A 23938-nucleotide genomic window follows, 5' to 3' on the forward strand; every position below is an offset into this window, starting at 1 on the left:
GAAATTGCTATGGTTGGCTTTGCTGGGTTGCTTGATAATGTAATTGCAAGTTTCGATGTTATGTCATTTTTTGCTGAAGCTCTGGGGGCTAATTTGCCGGACAGATTTATTTTTCGCCAAGTGTATTACAAAGATATTGAAGTATTTTTGGTTGACGGAGAGGTGCGCTCAAAAAATCATGAGCATCCTCAGCTGTGTCATCAAGCTTCCTATCAGAGCATAGTTGACCGAAGAGGGAGTCCGCTGTTCCAGATGCCTGATGGTGGCGTTGTTAATGATTATGTACCATTCTATTTTTCTCCAATTACATCATTCACTTTTACAATTTTTAGGGGGACCGTAGATTTGATGTCCCCCGAAGGCGATAATTTAGGACCTGCTTGCGAAGAAGATAGAGTATTTCTGGTTGCAAAGGTTGAAAATTTCCGTGATAGCGGGCTAGATTTCTGTTTTAGCGACTTCGCCTTAAACTCAAATGCTCCATTGCCAGTTCTATGTGGTGATTTGGATTCTTTGGAAGAACATGTTCATTGGGATATGTTTGACGAATATCCTTACAAGGGTAGAATCGAAGAGCTTGGGTACAATGGTGTTTGCCAATACTTCAAAAGCATGGACGATCCGCCAGAACGTATGACTCGAAGCCAAAAGCGCATGGCTGAATTCCTGGTTCGTTCCGCAGTCCCACTTGGCCTAATAGATTGCTTGATTGTCAAATCAGAGACGATAAGAGATAAGCTCGAGCAGATGATGGATGCCTCAGTTTGGGATATCCCAATATATGTAAAACCCGGATGCTACTACCAATGACCCTCTCATTCAAAAAAGGCGACATGTTTTCCGAGGCGGTGGATGCTCTCGTGAATACGGTCAACTGCGTCGGGGTGATGGGGAAAGGTGTCGCTCTTGAGTTTAAAAAGCGTTGGCCGGACAACTATAAAGAATATAAAAAAATATGTTCTGCAAAGGGCTTAAGGCCTGGCAAAGTTTTTGTTTATGATACAAAGCAACTTTTCCCGACAGATGGCCCCAGGTTTTTGGTCAATTTCCCGACCAAAGATCATTGGAGAGCTAAATCCAAGCTGGATTATGTCGAGAGCGGTTTGGATGCTCTCGTCGAGGCGATTGAGAATTATGGCATCAAATCTATCGCGATTCCGCCGCTGGGATGTGGAAACGGTGGGCTGGATTGGTCTGATGTAAAACCGTTAATCATTGAGAAGCTCGAAAATCTCTCGAATGTTGACGTTCGGGTGTTTTATCCAAAAGAAGCGGTTGATGAACCGGAGTATAGTCACTCCAAGTTTGCGATGACATTTGAGCGGGCAGTGCTTCTTAAAAGTCTGGGTGACTTGGAGCGCTATTTTGACGGATCATTTGATCGAATTTCGCTGCAAAAAATAGTGTATTTTTTGCAGGCTTTTGGTGTGAATTTTAACCTCAGATTTTCACGGGATTTCCACGGACCTTACTCAGAATCTTTGAAGAAGGCTTTTGTCGCGCTTGAGTATCATAAGATGATTGCCGGTTTTCAAACTGGCGATAGACAGGCACATGTAACGCCAAGCGGATATGCTGCTGCAGATGAGTATCTGAATTCCAGCGATGCAGCAGATCGTATTATTGATCGTTTAGGTAAACTGGTGCAGGGCTATGAGAGCCCTTACGGTCTGGAGCTTCTATCTTCGGTTCATTGGTTGGCACATCATGAGAATTGCTATCCGCTTGAGATGGTAATCAAAGAGATGAACAGCTGGAACGAGAACAAAAGAAACATCTTCAGCGATGAAACAATACGTGTGGCGTACGGTCGCTTGCAGGAAGATGGTTTACTGAACTGCGCGTAAATCACTAAACCTTGCGGTTCTGGTATTCGGCAAAAACCTGTTCGGGGGAATGGCCGCGATATTGTTCGCAGATTTCCTCGAATTTCGGGTTGCTGATCAGAAGGTCGGCGGTGCTGCGGTTGCAGGCAATCGGCACTTCATACATGTTGGCCAGCCGGATCAGCGCGCGGACATCGACATCGTGGGGTTGGGGTGTCATCGGGTCGGTGAAGAAAAACATCGCCTGCAATTCGCCATGCGCAATCATCGAGCCAAGCTGCTGATCGCCGCCGAACGGGCCGCTTTTAAGCGCCACGATATCAAGGTCGGGAAAGCGTTCCTGAAGCACGCGCCCGGTGGTGCCGGTGGCGAAAATCCGGGTGCCGGAAAACTGTGATTTGTGGGTTTCCAGCCAATCGGCCATTTCGCGTTTGCGACGGTCGTGGGCGACAAGTCCGATCGAAAGCGTCATGGGTGGTTTCTCCTGCGTCTTGATCCGGGCGATCCCGGCGGGCGATCTTAGCGGACCGGTCCATCATAGGGCAATATGATGGCATAGTTTATTGAAAATAAATGAGAATTTTTGCCAGAACCGGACGGCGAAAATTTTTGCAAAATGTTCTTGATTTGTTCTTTTATTTGTGGCATAAAGATAAAGTCAACAGGACAAATGGGTCCGGAGACATAACCCGCCAAGCGTGATTCGCTTTGGCGGGTTTTTGCGTTTCGGGGCTGGGTAAGACCGGTAAATACAGGGGGAATCAGCGATGAAAAAGCGACGATGTTGAGTGGTTGAGTAACAGGCGATCACCGCCAAGCGCGGAAGATCCGTGTGGGGTAAAGTCATTACGGCAGGAGTGCATCCGGGCATTGAAACGGCCCGGGAAACGGCGGCGTAAAGTTTGACGAAACGGAAAGGCAGAACGGGAGAGGTGCGCCTGCCGGGAAGGGCGCGGGCCAGATTTGGGCCGATGCGGGGCCGGATGCGGATCGAGCCGACGATTGGGCAGATCAGCCGCGGAGCAGGGGTGGTTCGGATGCGATGTCATCACGCCCGTGCCGGAATTGGCAGCGTTGGTCAAGACGGGTGAGTTCCGTTCAGGCCGCACCATTTGGCGAAACTGGCGAGAGCGGAGCAAGCCGAGGCGAGGCGTTCGAGCCCGGCAACAGAACCCGCCTTTCGTCACACCCGCGAAAGCGGGTGTCCATGTTTCAGCAGGTTGGGTGTGTCAGGTCGAGCTAGGGGCCGTCTATCGGCAGGTGGTGCGTTGCCGAGCGGTTGTCTGGATTCCCGTTTTCACGGGAATGACGGTTGGGGGAGTTCGCGAGGGACGGTTAGGGGGGAGAGGGGGCGATCATGGAATGCCATGAGCAGGTCGGTATCAGTCCCCCTTGGTCTTGGTTTTTGGTTCGACGTGGCGGCTTGGTTCCATCCGGTCATGCAGGACCCGGATGATGTCGACCCTGCCGGGTTCGGTGGTGCGGTAGAAGATCACATGCACCGGATTACCGACCGGGGTGGTGTTGCTTTCGGTGCGGCTGTGGCGGATATGGAAGCTGCGCATATCGGGGTGTAATTCCGGGCGGGCGGCGGTGGCGCCGCCTTCGGGGTTTTGGGCGATGCGGCGGAGGGCGGCCAGAAGCAGGGCGGCGTAACGGTTGCGTGCGTCCTGCCCGTGCCGGTGCGTACTTTCATCAAGAAGGGCGTTGATATCGGCTTTGGCCGATGCCGTAAGCCGGTATTGTGCTGCCACGGATCAGGCTCCGACGGTTTTGCCATTGGTTTTGTCAGTGGTTTTGTCAGTAGTTTTCTCGGGGGGAGCGAGCCAGCCTTCGAGGCTTGCGTCGTCCATATCCTCGTAATCGCCGTTTTCAAGATCGGCAATGCCGGTATCGATGCTTTTGCGCAGCAGTTCGAGCTTCAGCTCGTCCTCTTTCCAGCGTTGCTGCAAGCCGCGCACGGCGTCGCGCATGGCTTCGCTGGCATTCTGGTATTTTCCGGCCCTGACCATCTTTTCAACGAAAGCGTCCTGATCATCGGTCAGATTGACATTTCGGGTTGGCATGTCGGAGCTCCTTCTGATCGGGGAATTCTATCGTCATTGGCAAAGATTGCCAATGGGTGTTTGCGCTCGTGTCGCGCGGATGATGGACCGGGCCGAAGAAGTTTCCTTTTTCGTCTTTCGGTGGGGTTGGGGGTGCCGGGTTCGCGTAGGGGGCGTCTATCGACGGACCGGGCTTGCCGCACGGTTGTCTGGATTCCCGCCTGCGCGGGAATGACGTTGGGGAAGTTGCGGGGGACGGTTAAGAGGGCGGGTTGGCAAAGGGGGGGTGCGGGTTTAGGCGGTGGGGAGCCGGAAAGCTGCGTAAAACAAAACGGCCGCCCCATTGGAGCGGCCGTTTCACGGATCGGGTTGCCCTGATCAGGATTACATGTGGATCGCGCGTTTGTCGGCGTCCAGGGCGGCTTCCTTGACGGATTCGCCAAGGGCCGGGTGGGCGTGGCAGGTGCGTGCGATGTCTTCGGCAGAGGCGCCGTATTCCATCGCAAGGACCACTTCGGCAATCAGATCGCCAGCCGCCGGGCCGACAATATGTGCGCCGACGACGCGGTGGGTTTTCTTGTCTTCGAGTATTTTGACAAAGCCCTCGGTGCTTTCCATTGCCTTGGCACGACCGTTGGCAGTGAAGGGGAATTTGCCGACCTTGTAGTCAACGCCTTCTTCCTTGAGCTGCTCTTCGGTTTTGCCAACGGCGGCGACTTCGGGCCAGGTGTAAACAACACCCGGGACCTTGCCGTAATCGACATGGCCTTCTTCGCCAGCGAGCATTTCGGCCAGCGCAACACCGTCTTCCTCGGCCTTGTGGGCCAGCATCGGACCGATGATGGCATCCCCAATGGCAAAGATGCCCTGCACGTTGGTCTGGAAATGTTCGTCGGTCTTGACGCGACCGCGATCATCAAGTTCGACGCCGACCTTATCAAGGCCAAGGCCCTTGACGAACGGACGGCGGCCAATGGCGACCAGAACGACGTCGGCCTTGACTTCCTCGGCATCGCCGCCCTTGGACGGTTCAACCGTGAGCGTCACGCCCGATTTGCCGGTTTTCGCACCGGTGACCTTGTGGCCCAGTTTGAATTCAAGGCCCTGTTTGGCAAAGATGCGCTGGGTCTGTTTGACCAGTTCGCCATCCATGCCCGGCAGGATACGATCAAGATATTCGATCACGGTGACTTCGGAACCAAGCCGACGCCAGACCGAACCGAGTTCGAGACCGATCACGCCCGCCCCGATGACAACCATCTTTTTCGGCACTTTCGGGAGCACCAGACCACCGGTCGAGGAGACGATGTTTTTCTCGTCGATCTCGACACCGGGCAGCGGGGTGACTTCCGAACCCGTGGCGATCACGATGTTCTTGGCATTCAGGGTTTCTTCGCCGCCGTCCAGAAGGGCAACCTTGACCGAGGTGGGCGAAGTGATTTCGCCAGCACCCTTGACATAGGTGACCTTGTTCTTCTTGAACAGGAATTCAATGCCCTTGACATTGCTGTCAACGACCTTGTCCTTGCGGGCCATCATCTTTTCGAGATTGACCTTCGGCTTGGAGACTTCGATGCCGTGGGTATCGAAATGCTCGGTCGCCTCTTCGAAGAGGTGGGACGAATGAAGCAGGGCCTTGGACGGGATGCAGCCCACATTGAGGCAGGTCCCGCCAAGGGTGCCGCGTTTTTCAACGCAGGCAACCTTGAGACCAAGCTGTGCGGCGCGGATGGCGCAAACATAACCGCCAGGACCGCCACCGATCACGACAACGTCGTAGTTCTCAGCCATGAGTTCTTTGATCCTTTTGTCTGATCAGATGTCGAGCAGGATGCGTTCCGGGTTCTCGATGCATTCCTTGACGCGTACCAGGAAGGAAACGGCTTCGCGGCCGTCAATGATACGGTGGTCATAGGACAGGGCGAGATACATCATCGGACGGATTTCGACTTTGCCGTCGATTGCGACCGGGCGCATCTGGGTTTTGTGCATGCCGAGGATACCGGACTGCGGCGCATTCAGGATCGGGGATGACAGAAGGGAGCCAAACACGCCACCATTCGAGATGGTGAACGAGCCGCCGGTCATTTCATCCATGCCCAGTTTGCCGTCACGTGCGCGTTTGCCGAAATCGACAATCGTGCTTTCGAGGTCGGCAAAGGTTTTCTTTTCAGCCGAACGGATGACCGGAACAACCAGACCCTGCGGGGTGCCAACGGCAACGCCGATATCGCAGTAGTTCTTGTAGATGAAGCTGTTGCCATCAATCTCGGCATTGACCGCCGGCCATTCATTAAGCGCCGTGGTGCAGGCCTTGATGAAGAAGGACATGAAGCCGAGCTTCACGCCGTGTTTCTTTTCAAAGCCGTCCTTGTACTGGTTACGGCAGGCCAGAAGGTTGGTCATGTCCACTTCGTTATAAGTGGTCAGCATGGCCGCGGTGTTCTGGGCTTCTTTCAGGCGGCGCGCGATGGTCTGGCGCAGCTTGGACATTTTGACGCGTTCTTCGCCTTCGCGCAGTTCGCGTTCCGGCTTCGGAGCAGCAGGGGCGCTCGGTGCGGCAGCCGCCGCGCGCGGCGCCGATCCACCATTTTCGAGGAAGTTCAGAACGTCGCCCTTGGTCAGACGGCCGTCTTTGCCCGATGCCGGAATTTTCGACGGATCGAGATTTTTGTCTTCGACCAGTTTGCGAACGGCAGGCGGCAGCGGATGATCGGCATTGGCCGAGGTCGAAGCAGCCGGAGCACTTGCTGCCGGGGCAGCAGCCGGTTTGGCTTCTTCTTTTTTCGGCTCTTCTTTCTTCGGTTCTTCTTTTTTAGATTCTTCTGGGGCTTCGGCTTTTTCTTCCTTGGCCGGAGCAGCGCCTTCGGCACCTTCCTTGATCATGGCGATCAGGGCGCCGACTTCGACTTCGTCACCTTCCTGGGCGACCAGTTCGGCAATCGCACCGGCGACCGGTGCGTTGACTTCGACGGTGACCTTGTCGGTTTCAAGTTCGACAATCGGTTCATCGGCTGCAACTGCATCACCGACTTTTTTGTACCATTTCGCAATTGTTGCTTCGGTAACAGACTCGCCCAGCGTGGGAACTTTAACTTCAGTCGCCATTTTTTCCTCGACCGTTTTTTCAATCAGACAGTTTGGGCCTGCCCGAATACGAATGAATTCTGAATGTGCGGGTCGAACGGGCGGTTTCCCGCCCGTCCGATAAAGTTATTTTACGCTCAGCGCGGCATCGACCAGTTCGGCCTGTTCGCGCAGGTGAGCCTTGAGCAAGCCCGTTGCCGGGGACGCGGCAGCCTTGCGACCGACATAGATCGGGCGGCTGGCCTTGTGTTTGATTTCAGACAGCACGCCTTCGATACGACGATCGACGAAGTACCAGGACCCCATGTTTTCGGGTTCTTCCTGACACCAGACCACGTCGGCATTGGGATATTTGGCAAGTTCTTCTGCCAGTTCCTTGGCCGGCCACGGATAGAGCTGTTCGACGCGCACCAGGGCAACATCGTCAATCCCGCGGTTTTCGCGTTCAGCGAGCAGATCGTAATAGACCTTGCCCGCCGACAGGACGACGCGTTTGACCTTTTTGGCATCGGTCAGTTTGCCGGTTTCGCTGATCACTGATTTGAAGACGGTCCCCGGTCCGAATTCGGACAGCGGCGAGACCGCCTGTTTGTGACGCAGAAGCGATTTCGGCGTCATCAGGATCAGAGGCTTGCGGAACGAACGGCGGATCTGGCGGCGCAGGATGTGGTAATAGTTTGCAGGGGTCGTGACGTTGGCCACCTGCATGTTGTTTTCACCACAAAGCTGCAAATACCGTTCCAGACGGGCGGAACTGTGTTCCGGGCCCTGACCTTCGTAACCGTGCGGCAACAGCATCACCAGACCCGACATGCGCAGCCATTTGGCTTCGCCCGAGCTGATGAACTGGTCAATGATGACCTGTGCACCGTTGGCAAAATCACCGAACTGGGCTTCCCAGAGAACCAGCGAATGCGGTTCGGCAAGGGTGATGCCATATTCGAAGCCCAGAACACCGGCTTCGGACAGGGGCGAGTTGAGGACTTCAAGCTCGGCCTGGCCGGTACGGATGTTGTTGAGCGGGGTGTATTTTGCCTCGTTGGTCTGATCGACCAGTTTTGCGTGACGCTGCGAGAAGGTGCCGCGCTGGCAATCCTGACCGGACAGACGCACCGGTGTGCCTTCGCACATCAGGGTGCCGAATGCGAGGGCTTCACCGGTTGCCCAGTCGATGCCTTCGCCGGTTTCGAACATCTTGGCCTTGGCCTTGAGCTGGCGCAGGATTTTCTTGTTGATGTCATAGTCGCTGGGCGGGGTCGAAAGTGCCCGGCCAACTTCCTGCAACAAGTCGTTTTCCACACCGGTCTGACCGGTCCAGTCCGCATCTTCGCCGTGCGAGGAGGCGAGGCCCGACCATTTGCCTTCGAGCCAGTCTGCCTTGTTCGGGCGATAGGCTTCGGAGGCCTTGAATTCGTCGTCAAGGTGGCTCTGGAATTTCTGATCCAGTTCCTTGACGCGTTCTTCGGTCAGAAGACCTTCCTTGACCAGCTTCTGGGCGTAGATGTCCTTGGTGGTCGGGTGTTTGCCGATCACGTCATACATCTTGGGCTGGGTGAAGGCCGGTTCGTCGCTTTCGTTGTGGCCAAAGCGGCGATAGCAGAACATGTCGATGACAACGTCCTGTTTGAATTCCTGACGGAATTCGGTCGCGATGCGTGCGGCGTGAACCACGGCTTCTGGGTCGTCACCATTGACATGGATGATCGGCGCCTGAACGACCTTGGCAATATCCGAGCAGTAAGGCGAAGAACGGCTATCGGACGGCTTGGTGGTGAAACCGATCTGGTTGTTGACGACAAAGTGGATCGTACCGCCGGTACGATAGCCTTTGAGGTGCGACAGATCGAAGGTTTCAGCGACAAGACCCTGACCGGCAAAGGCCGCATCCCCGTGAAGGAGGATACCCATGACCTGTTCGCGTGCGGTGTCCTTGCGCTGTGCCTGTTTGGCGCGGACCTTGCCCAGAACGACGGTGTTTACCGCTTCGAGGTGGGACGGGTTCGCGGTCAGCGACAGGTGAACAACGTTACCGTCAAATTCGCGGTCAGCGGACGTCCCAAGGTGATATTTGACGTCACCAGAGCCCATCACGTCGTCCGGCTTGGACGGGTTGCCCATGAATTCCGAGAAGATCGCCTGGAACGGTTTGTTGAGCACATTGGCCAGAACGTTCAGACGACCACGGTGCGGCATGCCGAACACGACCTCGCGGATGCCAAGCTGGCTGCCGCGTTTGAGGATCTGTTCAAGGGCCGGCATCAGGGCTTCGCCACCGTCGATGCCGAAACGCTTGGTGCCGACATATTTGGTGTGCAGATAGTTTTCGAAACCTTCGGCTTCGACCAGACGTTCAAGGATGGCTTCCTTGCCGCGTGCGGTAAACTGTGTCTGGTTGCCGATGCTTTCGACGCGCTGCTGAATCCAGGATTTCTGTTCGGGTTCCTGGATATGCATGAATTCGATGCCGATCGAGCCGCAATAGGTTTTGCGGGCCAACGATACGATCTGACGAACGGTCGCGGTTTCAAGGCCAAGAACATTGGCGATGTAGATCGGGCGATCCATGTCGGCTTCGGTGAAGCCATAGGTTTTCGGATCGAGTTCCGGGTGCGGATCGCGCGGGGCAAGGCCCAGCGGATCAAGATTCGCTTCGAGATGGCCGCGCACGCGATAGGAGCGGATCAGCATCAGGGCGCGAATCGAATCATGTGCCGCGGCACGGATGGCGTCGGAGCTGACCGGCGCGGTCTGTTGTGCGGCGTGGGCCGCCGGTGCGTAACCGCCATTGGCGGGACGTTCGGCGTGGCCCTGTGAGACGTCGTAACCTTCCATACCGCCAACAACCTTGGTTTCCCGCGGCTGCCAGCTGGGTCCCTGCATTTCGGCAAGGAGATCGGAGGCGTCGTCCTGCAACCCGTCAAAAAACTCGGCCCAGCTCTGATCAACCGCAGTTGGGTTGCTCTGATACCGGGCATAAAGTTCAGCGATGTAGGTTGCGTTCGACTCGTTCAGAATCGTGTCGATATCTTGAGGTTTCATTTGTGGTCTTGGAAGGCATGGTCCCGAAAGAGACCACGCCTCCCCCTGCCTTTCCTCTGACTACCCTGATTACCCGTTCAAAGCCTTGAGCATGGTCGAGCCAAGGCTTGCCGGGGAATCGGCAACAAGAATACCAGCGCTGCGCATTGCTTCCATTTTCGCATCCGCAGTGCCCTTACCGCCGGAGATGATAGCACCGGCATGGCCCATGCGTTTACCCGGAGGCGCGGTGACACCGGCAATGAAGCCGGCAACCGGCTTTTTGACTTTGGAAGCTTGCAGGAATTCACATGCTTCTTCTTCGGCGGAACCACCGATTTCACCGATCATGATGATGCCCTGGGTTTCAGGGTCATTCAGGAACAGTTCAAGGCAATCGATGAAGTTGGTGCCGTTGACCGGGTCACCACCGATACCGATACAGGTCGACTGACCCAGCCCTGCGGCGGTGGTCTGTGCGACTGCTTCGTAGGTCAGCGTACCGGAACGCGAAACGATACCGATTTTGCCACGACGGTGAATGTGGCCCGGCATGATGCCGATCTTGCATTCGTCCGGCGTGATGACACCCGGGCAGTTCGGACCGACCAGACGGGTTTTCGAACCCGAAAGGGCGCGCTTGACGCGAACCATGTCGGCAACCGGAATGCCTTCGGTGATGCAGACAGCCAGTTCGACCTTGGCGTCGATGGCCTCTAAGATCGCATCAGCGGCGAAGGGCGGCGGAACATAGATCACCGATGCATTGGCACCGGTCACATGGACCGCTTCGTCAACGGTGTTGAAGACCGGCAGGTCAAGGTGCTTGGTGCCGCCTTTACCCGGGGTCACGCCGCCAACCATTTTGGTGCCATAGGCAATTGCCTGTTCGCTGTGGAAGGTACCCTGCGAACCGGTGAAACCCTGGCAGATAACTTTGGTGTTTTTATCGACGAGAACAGCCATAGTTACGCGGCCTCCTTCACAGCTTTGACCACCTTTTCGGCGGCATCGGCAAGGTTATCGGCCGAAACAATCGGCAGACCCGATTCTTCGAGGATTTTCTTGCCAAGTTCGACATTCGTACCTTCGAGGCGAACGACCAGCGGAACGTTCAGGCTGACTTCGCGGGCTGCTGCCACAACGCCGTCTGCGATCACGTCACAGCGCATGATACCGCCAAAGATGTTGACCAGGATGCCTTCGACATTCGGGTCAGACAGGATCAGCTTGAAGGCCGTGGTCACGCGTTCCTTGGTGGCACCGCCGCCAACGTCAAGGAAGTTTGCCGGTGCACCGCCATAAAGCTTGATGATGTCCATGGTTGCCATGGCAAGGCCTGCGCCGTTGACCATGCAGCCGATGGTGCCGTCGAGCTTGATGTAGTTGAGGCTGTGTTTTGCAGCTTCGAGCTCGGCCGGGTTTTCTTCGTCTTCGTCGCGCAGTTCTTCGATGTCGGGATGACGGAACAGCGCGTTGTCGTCGAAGTTCATTTTGCAATCAAGCGCGATGATGTCGCCATCACCGGTAACGACCAGCGGGTTGATTTCAACCATGGCTGCATCGGTTTCGAGGAAGCAGTTATACATGGCGGTCATGAATTTGACGGCCTTGGAAACCTGTTTGCCTTCGAGGCCCAGTGCGAATGCGAGTTTACGGCCATGGAAGCCCGAGAAACCGGCAGCCGGATCGATGTCAACGGTGACGATCTTTTCCGGGGTTGCTTCGGCAACTTCTTCGATGTCCATGCCGCCTTCGGTGGAGGCCATGAAGATCACGCGCGAAGTGGCACGGTCAACAAGCAGCGAAAGATAAAGTTCGCGTGCGATGTCGCAGCCTTCTTCGATATAGACGCGTTTGACTTCCTTGCCATCCGGACCGGTCTGGTGGGTGACCAGGGTCGCGCCGAGCATCTGGCCGGCATTGGTGCCGACTTCCTCGACGCTTTTGACGACGCGAACGCCGCCCTTATCGCCAGCGGATGCTTCCTTGAAGGTGCCTTTACCGCGGCCGCCTGCATGGATCTGTGATTTCACCACGTAAACCGGGCCAGCCAGGGACTGGGCCGCTTCGGTGGCTTCCGCAGCGGTGTATGCAACCTTGCCGTTCGGCACGGTCACACCGTATTTGCGAAGAATTTCTTTCGCCTGGTACTCATGAATATTCATGTTCGGTCGCTTTCTTGCCTTCCGTACGATTTCCTGTGGGTCAGAAATCGTGGTTTCAATGTCCCTGCTTCATAACGGGACGTTGTTGCGAGGCCCGCGTTCATTGACGTTATAATAACGACAATGAATGAAAAACGGGCCGGTCACTGACCAGCCCGCTTCGCGATCTTAGAGCATGCCCTTGGCAGCTTCGACGAGGCCGCGAACTGCGTTCACGGAGTTGTCGAAGTTTGCCTTTTCGGACTCGTCGAGGTTGATTTCGACGATGCGTTCAACACCGCCAGCGCCCAGAACGACCGGGACGCCGACATACAGGCCGTCAACGCCGTATTCGCCGCTAAGGTAAGCAGCAACCGGCATGACGCGTTTCTGGTCTTTGAGGTAGCTTTCGGCCATCGCGATTGCCGAAGCAGCCGGGGCGTAGAAAGCGGAACCGGTTTTGAGAAGAGCGACGATTTCTGCGCCACCGTCACGGGTGCGCTGAACGATCTGGTCGATCTTTTCCTGGGTGGTCCAGCCCATTTTGATCAGGTCGGGAACCGGGATACCGGCAACGGTCGAATAACGGATCGACGGGACCATGGTATCGCCGTGACCGCCCAGAACGAAGGCGGTGACATCCTTGACCGATACATTGAATTCTTCGGCGAGGAAGTAACGGAAGCGGGCAGAGTCCAGAACGCCAGCCATGCCGACAACTTTCTTCGGATCGAAGCCGGTTGCCTGCTGCATCACCCAGACCATCGCATCAAGCGGGTTGGTGATGACGATGACGAATGCGTCCGGGGCATGTTCCTTGATGCCCTGACCAACCTGGGTCATGACCTTGGTATTGATGCCGATGAGGTCATCACGGCTCATACCGGGTTTGCGGGCCACACCGGCAGTCACGATAACGACATCAGCGCCTGCGATGTCCTTATAGTCACTGGTGCCCTTGAGGTCGGCATCAAACATGTCGACGGGGGAGGATTCAGCAATGTCGAGAGACTTGCCCTGTGGCATGCCATCAACGATGTCGAAAAGGACGACGTCGCCAAGCTCTTTCAGGCCGACGAGGTGGGCCAGAGTACCACCAATATTGCCGGCACCGACGAGCGCGATCTTGTTGCGGGCCATTCCGTTACCTTCTTCCCTATTGCGCTTCCGAGGCGTCGAAACTCAACTTGGGAGCGCGATTGAAAATTTAAACCTGCGAACGCGAAAGAATCGTTCGTAAACACCGAGTGTCGTAAACTGATTCGGCCGCTTTTACAAGGGGAAACGCCGCTGTTTTCACGAGGAAAACCGCCGGTTCCCGGTTTGTTGCAACTATTGTCTAAACGCTTAAAAACCAATCATGTTGCAGATGCGAATAAATGCAAATCGGCAGCAAAACCAAAGCCTGTTTGCGCCTTGGCGCTGCCTAAAGGAAAGGCAGGTCGCGCTTTTGCCGCGAATTGATGCGCATGATCTTATCTTTTGACGTCCAGCCTTGCAGGAAACGGCCATCTGCCATGCGGCAGGCGGTGCATGAGGAAATCGTGCTTCAGGCAGATTCTGCATTTTTGCAAAGACAAATGCACGCCAGACGCAAGAATCGGCATGCCAACCCGCACCTGCTGGTGATTTTTGTGCCATCATTGAACCCGTGCGGGTGGAGTCGTTTTTGAGGGGTTCAAATTCGCCCGGACCACAGGGGCATCAGATGGGGCGTCAGATGGGGCATCAGACCGATCAGGTCAGATGCGGCATGTCGAGATATTCCTGGCTGCGCATTTCGGTCATGCGCGACACGGTGCGCTGAAATTCAAACGAATAATCGCCGTCGGTATAGATTTCCGACGGATCGCATTCAATCGCACAGATCAGCTTGGTTTTATGTTCATACATCGCATCGATGAGGGTTCCGAACCGTTTGGCCCAATCACGGCGCGAGTCCGGCAGTTTCGGGATCAGGTCGATGACGATGGTGTGGAAATGGGTGGCAATCGCGATGTAATCGCCCGGTCCGAGCGGCTTGGTGCAAAGTTCGTCAAAGGTGAAGCGCGCCACACCGGCCCCGGCGGCGGAAATTTCGATCTTGCGGCCCTTGTTGGTCAGGCTGTCGGGGGCGACGCGCGCACCTTCGGTGACGGTTGCGAACATCTCGTCAATTTTCGCTTTCGCATCGGGACCTGCCGGGAACAGGAAGACATCGGCCGCGGTCAGATTGCGCATGCGGTAATCGGTGGGGCTTGCGAGTTCGAGCACATCAAGTTTCTGTTTGATCATGTCGATGAAGGGCAGGAAGTTCTGACGTTGCAGGCCGTCTTTGTAAAGATCATCGGGCATGCGGTTGGATGTGGTGACAATCACCACGCCATGATCAAAAAGCTGTTCGAACAGGCGGCCCAGAATCATCGCATCGGTGATGTCGGTGACCTGCATTTCATCAAAGCATAAAAGCCACGCATCATTGGCCAGATCCTTGGCAATTGGCGGGATCGGGTCGGCATCGTCCTTTGATTTGGTTTTGCGGAAACGGTGCATGCGATCATGCACGTCCTGCATGAAATCGTGGAAATGCACCCGGCGTTTGCGATCCACGGCAACGGTTTCGTAAAACAGGTCCATCAGCATCGATTTGCCGCGCCCGACTTCGCCGTAAATATAAAGGCCCTGCGGCGGTTCGGGTTCTTCGCGGCGGCGTGTCAGGCCAAACCGTTCGCGCCAGCCGCCCGACCCGGTGTGGGGTTCGTAATGGTTCAGCGCCTTGAACAGGCTTTGCAGTTTTTCGGCACAGAGTTCCTGCATGGGATCATGGGACAGTTCGCCCGCGGTGATTTTCGCGCGGTAACGTGAAAGCGGGCCGTCGGTCATCAAGGATCTCGTCATGCAGTGAAAAGGAATAAGGAGGCAATGTCATAGCGCCAAGCTGCTTTGCAATGCAACATGCTGATGTGACATAGGTGTTTATGCCGTGTTTTGGAATCAGATCAGGCGCATCTTTTTAAACAGCCAGATTTCAAACAGGACAATCCCGGCCAGAATGATCGAAACGCCCAGAAAGCCAAACGGGCTTTCGGCGGCGGGAATTCCGCCGACATTGATGCCCAGAAGCCCGGTGACGAAACTGATCGGCAGGAACAGACCGGCGATCACGGTCAGCCAGTACATGGTGCGGTTCATGCGTTCGGTTTCCAGCGCCATCATGTTTTCATTGACGATCTGGATGCGTTCGCGAAGGGAGTCAAATTCTTCGACCAGGCGGATGGTTTTATCGGTCAGCGTGCGTGCGCGGCGTTTATAGCGTTTATCAAGCCAGGCGGTTTTATGTTCGACATATTGCGCCAGCGCATCGCGTTGCGGGGACAGGTGGCGGCGCAGACGCAAAAGCTGATTGCGGACATCCGAACAGCGCCGACGCAGCGGCAGGGTTTTGTTTTCAGGCGTGCCTTCCTGATCGTCTTCGATGGTGTCGACTTCGTCTTCGAGGCCAAGCACGACATTGTCGACGCGAAATACCAGCCGTTCGGCGACGGTGAGGACGAAATCATCGGGATTGCGCGGCGCGTTATTCTGCGCAATCGCGGCCCGGATATCATCAAATGCCTTCAGCGACCGGTTGCGCAGCGTAATCACCAGATTGCCCGATACCCAGAAGCGGGCCGAAATCATATCGGCGGGATCATTTTCGGCGTTCAGATTGACGCCCCGCAAATTCATCGAATAGCCATGATCATAAAAGAAGACCGATGGCCGGGTGCCGCGCGTGGACAGGTTATCGGCGATGGTGGGGTCAAGTCCGACAATATCGATCAGCCAGCGCCGGACGCCATCGGCCATCCAGTCGAGATGCACCCAGAGAAATTCATGTTCACCGGTTTGGGGAAGGTTTTTGCTGATGTCCTGCCATTCAAGGGGCGTTCCGTTGCCGTCGCTATCGAGTTTAAAAGCATTGATCAGGGCGGATGAAGGCATGTGGGGCTCCGTCTGGTGCTTGAAGACAGGTTGGGGCCGGTCCGGGAACGAAACGGGACGTGATTCGTTATCGACGACAGTGTAACCTGTTTGCAAATCAGGAAAAACGGGTTTTGGGCATTCGCCCGCCAGAGGTCAGTATGGAATATCTATCATGACGACAGTTCGACCGATTGTAGTGTGGATCATGGCGACAATAATGTCCGCCATCCTGATCAGTGGCGGCGCATATGCGCAGGACAAGACACAGGAAAATCCCCAGAAGATCGAACTGGATCAAAGCCAGAAACTGATATCTGGCTGGAATGACGGTCTTGATGACATTGATGCGGCCCTGTCGGACGGCGAAGTCAGCGGGCGGCTGTTAAATGAAAGCCGGGCCCAGGTCGAAAAGATCACCGAGGGCAGTGCGACATTGCAGTCAAGTGCGGCGGAGCGTCTGAACCGCCTGAATGCCGCCCTTGGCAAACTGGGCGAACCGCCCGCCGAAGGCCAAAGTGAAGTCCCCGCGGTTGCCGCCGAACGATCCCGTCTTAACGATGCCATTGCCGAGATCAGCGGCGTGATCAAGCAGGTTGAACTGGTTGATTTCCGTGCGACCGAGGTTTCCGACCATCTGGCGCGGATTTCGCGCGAACGGTTTACGCGGCGTATTCTGGGCCGGGTTGACGTGCCGTGGGACGGCGAAACCTGGGGCCAGGTATGGTCGGGCGCGATTGAGCTGCCCGACATGGTGCGCAGCCGCTATGCCGATCTTGATCTTGAAGGCCAGATTGGCGACGAGCTGGCAGAGGTCGCGCCGGGGCTGGTGTTGCTGGCGTTTATCGTGATGGCCGCCCTGATCGGCGGCGAGGTCGCGGTGCTGCGCTGGTTGCCGGAAAGATGGCAGCATGTGCCAAAGGAAGACCGGGTTTCATTGATATCGGGGACGCGGTTCCTGTTTACGGCGATGGTGCCGGGTATCGCGCTTGTGATTGCCTATCAGATCGTTAATCGACAGCCCGACCTTCTGGCCGGAAGCATGGGCGATTTCATCTATCAGTGCTTTGCCGCCCTTTTGTTCCTGCTGTTTGTCGGGGCGGCGATCCGCAGTATTTATTCCCCGTTCCTGCCGGGGATGCGGCGCGCGGGCACGACCGCGACGGGGGCGCGGGTTGTCGGGCTTTTATCGTTGCTGGCGGCGGTGATTTACGCATCCGATCTGGTGCTGTTGCAGGGTGCGACCACGCTTGGCACGTCGCTTGAAATCGCGCTGGTGCAAAGTGTTTCCAACGTTTTCCTGATTTCGGTCATTCTGTTTGTCTGTTCGCTTGGCGTGTTCTGGGAACATGGCGAACCGGACCGGCACGAATTATGGGCCAAGGTCGAAAGACGGTCGCGCCGCGGATTGCGGATCGTGGCGGTCCTGCTGCCGGTGCTGACGCTTCTGGGCTATGTGGCACTCGCACGGTTCATCCTTGAAAACCTGATGACCGGGCTTGCGTTTATCACCAGTTACTGGCTTTTGCGCGGCTATGCGCGCGCCCTTGTGCATACCTATCTGGTGAAACCGTCATCGCCCGATGATGACGGGGCCAGTGATGCGGTGCATGGCACGCTTTATTTCTGGCTGCGTGTGACGATTGATGTCGTGATGTTTTCGGTTGCCGTGCCGCTGGCGGTGCTGATCTTTACCGACATTGCGTGGGCGGATTTGCTTGATGCCGCCGAAAAGGCGTTTATCGGGATACAGGTGGGCGGGATCAATTTCTCGCTCCGCGCCATTCTGATCGCGATTTTGCTGTTCCTTGCGGTTCTGGGCGTCATGCGGTTTTTCCAGCGGATGCTCAATACGCGCGTTCTGCCCAACACCAAGCTTGACGAAGGTTTGCAGCATTCGGTTTCGGCGATTTTCGGCTATGCCGGGATTTGCCTTGCGGTGTTGCTGGCGATTTCGGCGGCGGGGATGGATTTGTCCAACCTTGCGATCATTGCCGGTGCGATTTCGGTCGGTATCGGTTTTGGCATGCAAAGTATCGTCAGTAACTTTGTGTCGGGCCTGATCCTTCTGATCGAACGGCCGATCAAGGTGGGTGACTGGATCGTGGTCGGGGCCGATCAGGGGCTGGTCAAGGATATCCGGGTGCGCGCGACCGAGATCGAAACCTTTGACCGGTCATCGGTGGTGATCCCGAACTCCGAACTGATTTCGAACCGGGTGATGAACTGGACGCTGAAAGATCGCAGCGGGCGGGGGATTATCCGTATCGGGGTTTCGTATGGATCGGATGCCAACAAGGTGCGTGAAATCCTGCTGGAGATCGCCGATAAGCGCCGCGAAATCCTGAGCTATCCGGCACCACAGGTGGTGTTTATGGATTTCGGGGCCAGCTCGCTTGATTTCGAATTGCGCTACTTCCTGCGCGATATCGGTGATGTTCTGTCGGTGGGCAGTGCGGTGCGGTTCGAGATCCTTGAACGGTTCCGGGCCGAAGGTGTTGAAATTCCGTTCCCGCAGCAGGATGTGCATTTCCGCGATATCGACAGATTGGCGGCCGCCATCCGCGATGCCGGGCGGGGCAATGCCAAGCCGGTGATCGAGGCGAAGGATGATGTTCCTGAGGCGAATGCCGAAACAGGTGATGGCGAGGGAGCCGACCCGGCCACACCGCCATCGACGGCCAAGGATGAAAACCGCGACAAGGATGCGGCGGCGCGCAGTATCCCCGATGCCGGGGGGGATGCGGACGGGGATGGGCCACGTTAAGCGGGTAATCGGGCGGTATTAAATATCGAAAAGCGCAGCCGTGATCTTTTGGCCCATCGGGGCCATCAGGTGACGGTCGCGTTGCGTGAGCCAGCGCATTTCGGCGATTTCGCGTGATGGGGTCAATGTGCCGGTGAAGCGGGCGGCAAAGCATTGCATGCGGACAATAACCCCAGATGGCTGGTTATGGCCGCGACCGGCATGGATGCCCAGCGGGCGGATGGATTTTTCGATCAGCATCACGCCCAGTTCTTCACGGATTTCACGGATCAGGGCTTCGATGGCGGTTTCGTCCGCATCGATCTTGCCACCGGGCAGGTAAAAACGATCCCGCCCGTGGCTTCTTACCGACAGGACTTTGCCGCCGTCGCGGAAAATCCAGTTGGCGGTTTCGACAATCCTTGGGGCTGGTCTGATAGCGTTCATCGTGATCTGCCCCGATCAGAGAATGGCGACATCCAGCCCGATATCGACCGCCGGGGCCGATTGGGTGATGCGCCCGACCGAGACATAATCAACCCCGGTGGCGGCAATCGCGCCAATGGTTTGCAGGTTCACACCACCCGATGCCTCTGTCTTGCAGCGGCCCGCGACAATCGCGACGGCCTGACGGAGCATATCGGGGCCCATGTTATCAAGCAGGATGATGTCGGCACCGGCATCTGTGGCTTCACGGACCTGATCGAGCGTATCGCATTCGACTTCGATTTTCGGCAGGTTGGCCGCACGGGCGGATTTCACGCATTCGGTGATCGAGCCGACAACGCCGATATGGTTATCCTTGATCATCACCCCGTCATAAAGACCCATGCGGTGGTTCAGAGCACCCCCCATGCGGGTGGCGTATTTTTCCATCTTGCGCCAGCCCGGAAGGGTTTTGCGGGTATCAAGCAATCTGGCGGTCGTATCGCCCATCGCCGCGACATAGCTGCGTGTGGTGGTGGCAATGCCAGACAGATGTTGCAGGGTATTGAGGGCTGTGCGTTCCGCGGTCAGGATGCCGCGTGCATTGCCTTCGACCACGGCCAGCACGTCCTTGGCGGTAATCGCATCGCCGTCCTCGCAATGCTTGGTGATTTTGGCATCGGGGACCAGTTTGCGGAAACATTCAAGGGCGATATCCAGACCGGCGACCACGATATCCTCGCGCGTTTCAAGGGCGACGCGCAGGCGCGCATCGGCGGGGATGACATTGTCCGATGTGATGTCACCGGTGCCGATATCCTCGGCAAAGGCGCGGTCGATGAATTCGGAAATTTCAGCCTGGGTCAGGACGGTCATGGTGGGGCGCATCTTTTTGGGGGAGGGGGATGGAAAACAGCCCCGCAAAACAAGATTTCTGCGGGGCTGTTGATAAGGTCGAATTAGGCCGCGTTTTCTTTTTTCAGCGGAATGCCCTTTGACATTTCCAGCATCCGTTCAAGCGGTTTGACCGCCGCAACACGCAAATCTTCGGGCATGATGATCTGCGGGCCGTTATTGACCAGACACAGATAAAGCTTTTCAAGCGTGTTCAGTTCCATGAACGGGCAGTTGTTGCACGCGCACGATCCATCGGCACCGGGCACGGGAATGAATTCCTTGTGCGGGGCGGCTTTTTCCATCTGGTGGATGATGTGGGGTTCGGTCGCGATCAGGTATTTCTGATCCGGGCCGTTGATCACATATTCCAGAATGGCGCGGGTTGATCCGATGTGATCGGCATGTTTGAGAATGCCGTCATGGCATTCCGGGTGGGCCGCGATTTTGGCATCCGGGTTCTGGGTTTTAAGGCGGATCAGTTCGCGTTCGGAAAACTGTTCATGCACGATGCATGAGCCGTTCCACAGCGTCATGTCACGGCCGGTTTTTTTGGCCAGATACGTGCCAAGGTGACGGTCCGGTGCCCACAGGATCGGTTTATCAAGCGGGATCTGATCGATGATTTCAGCCGCGTTCGACGAGGTCACGATGATATCGGAGGCGGCCTTTACCTCGGCCGAGCAGTTGATATAGGTGACCGACACGTGATCGGGATGCTGTTCGCGGAATTTGCGGAACGGTTCGGGCTGACACGAATCTTCGAGAGAGCAGCCGGCCTTTGAATCGGGCAGCAGCACGGTTTTGTTCGGGCTGAGGATTTTGGCGACCTCGGCCATGAAACGCACACCGCAGAACACGATGACATCGGCATCGGTTTCGGCGGCCTTGCGCGACAGATCAAGGCTGTCACCGACAAAGTCGGCCAGATCCTGAATTTCTCCGTCCTGATAATAATGGGCCAGAATGATCGCGTTTTTCTCTTTCTTGAGGCGGGCGATTTCCGCTTCAAGATCAAGGGTCGGATCAATCTGCATTTCAGACATTGCGCCGGGCGCGGCCTCGGCGATGGTGGCAATCTGGTTCATGGCGTCGTCTCATCTCGCCTGTTGCAAGCCGGAGATAAGCAGCGGGTCCCGGCATTGCAAGTTAATGACAGTTTGAAACCTCAATATCGCCATTGGACCGGGATGGCAAGGAATTGGGGGATGACGGTGATCTTTGTTGAAGGGCACTTCACCGTAATATAACCGCCCGGCCTATAAACGCGGGGGTAGCCGCGACCTGCTGCTACATATCTGCGTTGCAGAACGCGAAGTGTGCATTTGCCCGGGATGGGGGCATAACACGCGCAGATGATGCAGATGAGAGTCTTTGATATGGATTGGGTCCCTATAGCCTTTGGTACGTTCAAGGGTGTCGCGTTGGGCACGGGCATGTTCTTTGCCATCAAGTGGCATTACGATCAGGGAAAGAAGATCGGCAGGCGGAAGGTGCTGATTGCGACTGCCAAGATGGCGGCAATCTTCGTGCTGGCGGTTCTGGTCCTTGGGCTCGTTACCTTCGGGCTTGGCAATATGCTTGGTCTGGATCTGAGTTACTGACAGCATCACCTGTCCGGTCCGAACAATGGCCCCGTCTGACGGTGATGGGGAATGCCAGATAAAGAACCGGACAAATAAATCGCAAAAGACTATCGGGGAACTGCGCGCCGGATCATTTTCGGGCGATGGTTTTCTGTGCCGATTCCATGATGATGTAAAAATAAAAATAAGTTCGTTGTAAAATATGGAAATCGATTCATATAAGTAAAAATCGGCGGGATATTTTCGCGATTTACCAGAATCGCAAATTTTATTTGTTCAAAAACGCATCGGATATTTTTGGGGCGTTGATTTTTTGAAGAATAAAGTCCGCTTCCGCGTGCCTGCATACACCTGAAATAAACTGTGGTTATTTGGCGACGGGATTGATTCCTGTCGTTTTTCTTAACCAATGCGCATCTGCGCGCTAGGAGCTATTTTGACAAACCGTACCACATCGAAAATCCTGAATTTCGCGCGGCCGTTCAGTCTGCGCGGTCTGGCAGAAGTACTGCCAGCCGGGGCCTATAAGGTGATTACCGAAGAATCGCTTCCGGAAAACGTGACCTATCCGACCTATCAGTGGGTTTCGACCAAGATGCACCTGCATGCCAATGCGGACCGTGCGGGCGACATCCGCATGATGAATGTTGATCCGCGTGATCTTGAAGTCGCCCATCTGCGCGATCAGAAAATGATGGATTCCCGCCCGCGGGTCGCGTTTTCAGCGCACAAATCAAACAACCGCGCCAAACGCGTCTTCTGATTCTGGTCCCCGGTCAGGAAAGCCTGACCGGTAAACCGGTCAAATTTCAGACCGAAAACCCGTAATATTCCCATTCCGCTGCACTGACCTTCAGCGCCATATGTTCGTATTCGGCCTGCTTTATTTTGGTGAAGGCGGTGTGGAAGCGGGTGCCCAGCGTGCGTTTGTTGAAATCGGAGGCACCGAAGCGGTCAATGGCGTCCAGCCAGTGGCGCGGCAGGTCGTTAGGGCCTTTGTCATGGCCGATTTCATCGGTACTTGGCTGGCCGGGATCGATTTTGTTTTCGATGCCGTCAAGGGCGGCCCCAAGGGTGACGGCGGCGACCAGATAGGGGTTGGCGTCAACGCCCGCGATGCGGTGTTCGAAATGCCGGGTTTTGCCCGGTGTGCCTGGCACACGAAGCGCCACGGTGCGGTTTTCAACACCCCAGTCATCGGATGCCGGGGAATACATGGCGGATGCAAATCTGCGCCATGAATTCATGAAGGGGGCGAGGATCAGCATGGTGTCGCCAATCGTGCCGCGAATGCCGCCAATGGCGTTGAGCATCAGGGGGCTCAAGCTCCCGTCCGGCTGATCGGCAAACAGGTTATTGCCGTTTTCATCGGCGAGTGACAGATGCAGGTGCATGCCAGAACCGGCTTCGTTGCCGAACGGTTTGGGCATAAAGACGGCTTCCATTCCGAAACGGCGCGCGCAGGTGCGGATCAGGCGTTTGGCGATGATGACATCATCGGCCGCGCGCATCAGATCGCGATAGCGGATCGTCATTTCATACTGGCCCGGCCCATATTCGGAAATCAGGGTTTCAAGCGTCAGATCAAGATGCTTCGCCCCTTCATAGACCGCATCAAAAAGCGGCGACATTTCATCGATTTCATCGACCGACATGGTGTTGCGCAGCAGTGAGCGGCGTTTGGTCATGGCATAGGATGCCGGGTGATAAAGCCGGCCCGCGTCGGCATCGCGGTCCACCAGATAGAATTCCAGTTCGAACGCGCCCATTGGGGCAAAGCCAAGGGCATTGGCGCGGTTGACCTGAGTGAAGAACACATTGCGCGGATCGACATCGTGCGGGGTTGTATCCTCGTTATACATGCTGATCAGAAGCTGCCCCCGGCCCGTGTGGGGCAGATAGCCAAGCGTTCCGGGTACTGGCCAGCAACGACCATCGCCGCCGCCGCCGGTCTGGACCAGCCCGCAATCATCGACATCCTCGCCCGTGACATCCTGCCCGAAGATCGAGGTCGGCAAACCGCGCCCGGATTTATAGATGCCTTCAAGCTCGTGACGGCGGATCATCTTGCCGCGCCCGATGCCGTGAAAATCGGTCAGGATGATGTCGATGGCCTCGACATCGGGGTATTTGGCAAGGAATGCCGCGGCCTCGGACATATTGGAGCCGCTGGGGGATGAGGGGGCAGGGGCGTTGGTGCTGGACACGGGTCGAATTCCTG

The 23938-nt window shown here is 56.1% G+C and carries 21 protein-coding genes; 5 read left to right on the forward strand and 16 right to left on the reverse strand.

Annotated features, from left to right (window positions below):
- Positions 1–9 precede the first annotated feature (9 nt).
- Positions 10–810, forward strand: coding sequence for a DUF4433 domain-containing protein (locus tag TH3_RS22200; RefSeq protein WP_007089213.1), 801 nt, complete (start codon positions 10–12; stop codon positions 808–810).
- Positions 807–1847 (forward strand): type II toxin-antitoxin system antitoxin DNA ADP-ribosyl glycohydrolase DarG, encoded by a 1041-nt coding sequence (gene darG / locus TH3_RS01300; RefSeq protein WP_007089212.1) that lies wholly within the window; start codon positions 807–809, stop codon positions 1845–1847. The genes TH3_RS22200 and darG overlap by 4 nt, the downstream gene beginning before the upstream one ends.
- 4 nt (positions 1848–1851) lie before the next feature.
- On the opposite strand, the gene TH3_RS01305 is transcribed toward darG, so the two are convergent.
- The 12 genes from TH3_RS01305 to TH3_RS01360 form a co-directional block, all read right to left on the reverse strand.
- Positions 1852–2298: a methylglyoxal synthase gene (locus TH3_RS01305; protein WP_007089211.1), complete on the reverse strand. Its 447-nt coding sequence runs from the start codon at positions 2296–2298 to the stop codon at positions 1852–1854.
- A 910-nt stretch (positions 2299–3208) separates the two neighbouring features.
- Positions 3209–3580 carry a type II toxin-antitoxin system RelE/ParE family toxin gene (locus tag TH3_RS01310; RefSeq protein WP_007089210.1) on the reverse strand — a complete coding sequence of 124 codons (372 nt, stop codon included), beginning with the start codon at positions 3578–3580 and terminating at the stop codon, positions 3209–3211.
- A 3-nt stretch (positions 3581–3583) separates the two neighbouring features.
- Positions 3584–3892, reverse strand: a complete 309-nt coding sequence (locus tag TH3_RS01315) for a type II toxin-antitoxin system ParD family antitoxin (protein WP_007089209.1) — start codon at positions 3890–3892, stop codon at positions 3584–3586.
- Between the two features lie 363 nt (positions 3893–4255).
- The gene (gene lpdA, locus TH3_RS01320; protein ID WP_007089208.1) at positions 4256–5662 is read right to left on the reverse strand and encodes a dihydrolipoyl dehydrogenase; all 1407 of its coding nucleotides are present in this window, start codon (positions 5660–5662) and stop codon (positions 4256–4258) included.
- A 24-nt stretch (positions 5663–5686) separates the two neighbouring features.
- Entirely contained in the window at positions 5687–6979 is a 1293-nt protein-coding gene (gene odhB, locus TH3_RS01325) for a 2-oxoglutarate dehydrogenase complex dihydrolipoyllysine-residue succinyltransferase (RefSeq protein WP_007089207.1), read from the reverse strand.
- 105 nt (positions 6980–7084) lie between these two features.
- Positions 7085–9997, reverse strand: a complete 2913-nt coding sequence (locus TH3_RS01330) for a 2-oxoglutarate dehydrogenase E1 component (protein WP_007089206.1) — start codon at positions 9995–9997, stop codon at positions 7085–7087.
- Positions 9998–10066: 69 nt separating this feature from the next.
- Positions 10067–10942 (reverse strand): succinate--CoA ligase subunit alpha, encoded by an 876-nt coding sequence (gene sucD, locus TH3_RS01335; RefSeq protein WP_007089205.1) that lies wholly within the window; start codon positions 10940–10942, stop codon positions 10067–10069.
- Positions 10943–10944: 2 nt separating this feature from the next.
- Positions 10945–12174: an ADP-forming succinate--CoA ligase subunit beta gene (sucC, locus tag TH3_RS01340; protein WP_267958671.1), complete on the reverse strand. Its 1230-nt coding sequence runs from the start codon at positions 12172–12174 to the stop codon at positions 10945–10947.
- A 138-nt stretch (positions 12175–12312) separates the two neighbouring features.
- Complete coding sequence (gene mdh, locus TH3_RS01345) at positions 12313–13263, reverse strand: malate dehydrogenase (RefSeq protein WP_007089203.1); 951 nt, start codon at positions 13261–13263, stop codon at positions 12313–12315.
- Between the two features lie 207 nt (positions 13264–13470).
- Complete coding sequence (locus TH3_RS01350; protein ID WP_040059426.1) at positions 13471–13767, reverse strand: hypothetical protein; 297 nt, start codon at positions 13765–13767, stop codon at positions 13471–13473.
- 93 nt (positions 13768–13860) lie between these two features.
- Entirely contained in the window at positions 13861–14985 is a 1125-nt protein-coding gene (gene zapE / locus TH3_RS01355) for a cell division protein ZapE (protein WP_007089201.1), read from the reverse strand.
- A gap of 111 nt (positions 14986–15096) precedes the next feature.
- Positions 15097–16086, reverse strand: coding sequence for a zinc transporter ZntB (locus TH3_RS01360; RefSeq protein WP_007089200.1), 990 nt, complete (start codon positions 16084–16086; stop codon positions 15097–15099).
- A gap of 154 nt (positions 16087–16240) precedes the next feature.
- Between TH3_RS01360 and TH3_RS01365 the strand changes: the two genes are divergently transcribed.
- Entirely contained in the window at positions 16241–18832 is a 2592-nt protein-coding gene (locus TH3_RS01365; RefSeq protein WP_139328120.1) for a mechanosensitive ion channel domain-containing protein, read from the forward strand.
- Positions 18833–18850: 18 nt separating this feature from the next.
- Here TH3_RS01365 and TH3_RS01370 read toward each other — a convergent pair whose 3' ends face one another.
- From TH3_RS01370 to nadA, 3 genes are all read right to left on the reverse strand, one after another.
- Positions 18851–19258 (reverse strand): NUDIX hydrolase, encoded by a 408-nt coding sequence (locus TH3_RS01370; protein ID WP_007089198.1) that lies wholly within the window; start codon positions 19256–19258, stop codon positions 18851–18853.
- 15 nt (positions 19259–19273) lie between these two features.
- Positions 19274–20125, reverse strand: a complete 852-nt coding sequence (nadC, locus tag TH3_RS01375) for a carboxylating nicotinate-nucleotide diphosphorylase (RefSeq protein WP_420823191.1) — start codon at positions 20123–20125, stop codon at positions 19274–19276.
- Positions 20126–20196: 71 nt separating this feature from the next.
- On the reverse strand, positions 20197–21219 hold the full coding sequence (nadA, locus tag TH3_RS01380) for a quinolinate synthase NadA (RefSeq protein ID WP_007089196.1): 1023 nt from the start codon (positions 21217–21219) through the stop codon (positions 20197–20199).
- Positions 21220–21495: 276 nt separating this feature from the next.
- Here nadA and TH3_RS01385 point away from each other — a divergent pair, with 276 nt between their 5' ends.
- Both TH3_RS01385 and TH3_RS01395 read left to right on the forward strand, forming a co-directional pair.
- A complete protein-coding gene (locus tag TH3_RS01385) occupies positions 21496–21735 on the forward strand; it encodes a hypothetical protein (protein ID WP_233421825.1) in 240 nt (79 codons plus the stop codon).
- Between the two features lie 418 nt (positions 21736–22153).
- Complete coding sequence (locus tag TH3_RS01395; RefSeq protein WP_007089193.1) at positions 22154–22480, forward strand: hypothetical protein; 327 nt, start codon at positions 22154–22156, stop codon at positions 22478–22480.
- A gap of 46 nt (positions 22481–22526) precedes the next feature.
- Here the strand turns inward: TH3_RS01395 and TH3_RS01400 are convergent, their stop codons facing one another.
- The gene (locus tag TH3_RS01400) at positions 22527–23924 is read right to left on the reverse strand and encodes a glutamine synthetase family protein (protein WP_139328119.1); all 1398 of its coding nucleotides are present in this window, start codon (positions 23922–23924) and stop codon (positions 22527–22529) included.
- Positions 23925–23938 lie beyond the last annotated feature (14 nt).

The sequence above is a fragment of the Thalassospira xiamenensis M-5 = DSM 17429 genome (assembly GCF_000300235.2).
Classification (GTDB): Bacteria; Pseudomonadota; Alphaproteobacteria; order Rhodospirillales; family Thalassospiraceae; genus Thalassospira; species Thalassospira xiamenensis.

Excerpts from the sequence above, each read along its gene's own strand:
- TH3_RS22200 (WP_007089213.1), top strand. The coding sequence starts at position 10 with ATGGTTGGCTTTGCTGGGTTGCTTGATAATGTAATTGCAAGTTTCGAT.
- darG (WP_007089212.1), top strand. The coding sequence starts at position 807 with ATGACCCTCTCATTCAAAAAAGGCGACATGTTTTCCGAGGCGGTGGAT.
- TH3_RS01305 (WP_007089211.1), bottom strand. The coding sequence starts at position 2,298 with ATGACGCTTTCGATCGGACTTGTCGCCCACGACCGTCGCAAACGCGAA.
- TH3_RS01315 (WP_007089209.1), bottom strand. The coding sequence starts at position 3,892 with ATGCCAACCCGAAATGTCAATCTGACCGATGATCAGGACGCTTTCGTT.
- lpdA (WP_007089208.1), bottom strand. The coding sequence starts at position 5,662 with ATGGCTGAGAACTACGACGTTGTCGTGATCGGTGGCGGTCCTGGCGGT.
- odhB (WP_007089207.1), bottom strand. The coding sequence starts at position 6,979 with ATGGCGACTGAAGTTAAAGTTCCCACGCTGGGCGAGTCTGTTACCGAA.
- TH3_RS01330 (WP_007089206.1), bottom strand. The coding sequence starts at position 9,997 with ATGAAACCTCAAGATATCGACACGATTCTGAACGAGTCGAACGCAACC.
- sucD (WP_007089205.1), bottom strand. The coding sequence starts at position 10,942 with ATGGCTGTTCTCGTCGATAAAAACACCAAAGTTATCTGCCAGGGTTTC.
- mdh (WP_007089203.1), bottom strand. The coding sequence starts at position 13,263 with ATGGCCCGCAACAAGATCGCGCTCGTCGGTGCCGGCAATATTGGTGGT.
- TH3_RS01350 (WP_040059426.1), bottom strand. The coding sequence starts at position 13,767 with ATGATGGCACAAAAATCACCAGCAGGTGCGGGTTGGCATGCCGATTCT.
- zapE (WP_007089201.1), bottom strand. The coding sequence starts at position 14,985 with ATGACCGACGGCCCGCTTTCACGTTACCGCGCGAAAATCACCGCGGGC.
- TH3_RS01360 (WP_007089200.1), bottom strand. The coding sequence starts at position 16,086 with ATGCCTTCATCCGCCCTGATCAATGCTTTTAAACTCGATAGCGACGGC.
- TH3_RS01365 (WP_139328120.1), top strand. The coding sequence starts at position 16,241 with ATGACGACAGTTCGACCGATTGTAGTGTGGATCATGGCGACAATAATG.
- TH3_RS01370 (WP_007089198.1), bottom strand. The coding sequence starts at position 19,258 with ATGAACGCTATCAGACCAGCCCCAAGGATTGTCGAAACCGCCAACTGG.
- nadC (WP_420823191.1), bottom strand. The coding sequence starts at position 20,125 with ATGCGCCCCACCATGACCGTCCTGACCCAGGCTGAAATTTCCGAATTC.
- nadA (WP_007089196.1), bottom strand. The coding sequence starts at position 21,219 with ATGAACCAGATTGCCACCATCGCCGAGGCCGCGCCCGGCGCAATGTCT.
- TH3_RS01385 (WP_233421825.1), top strand. The coding sequence starts at position 21,496 with ATGAGAGTCTTTGATATGGATTGGGTCCCTATAGCCTTTGGTACGTTC.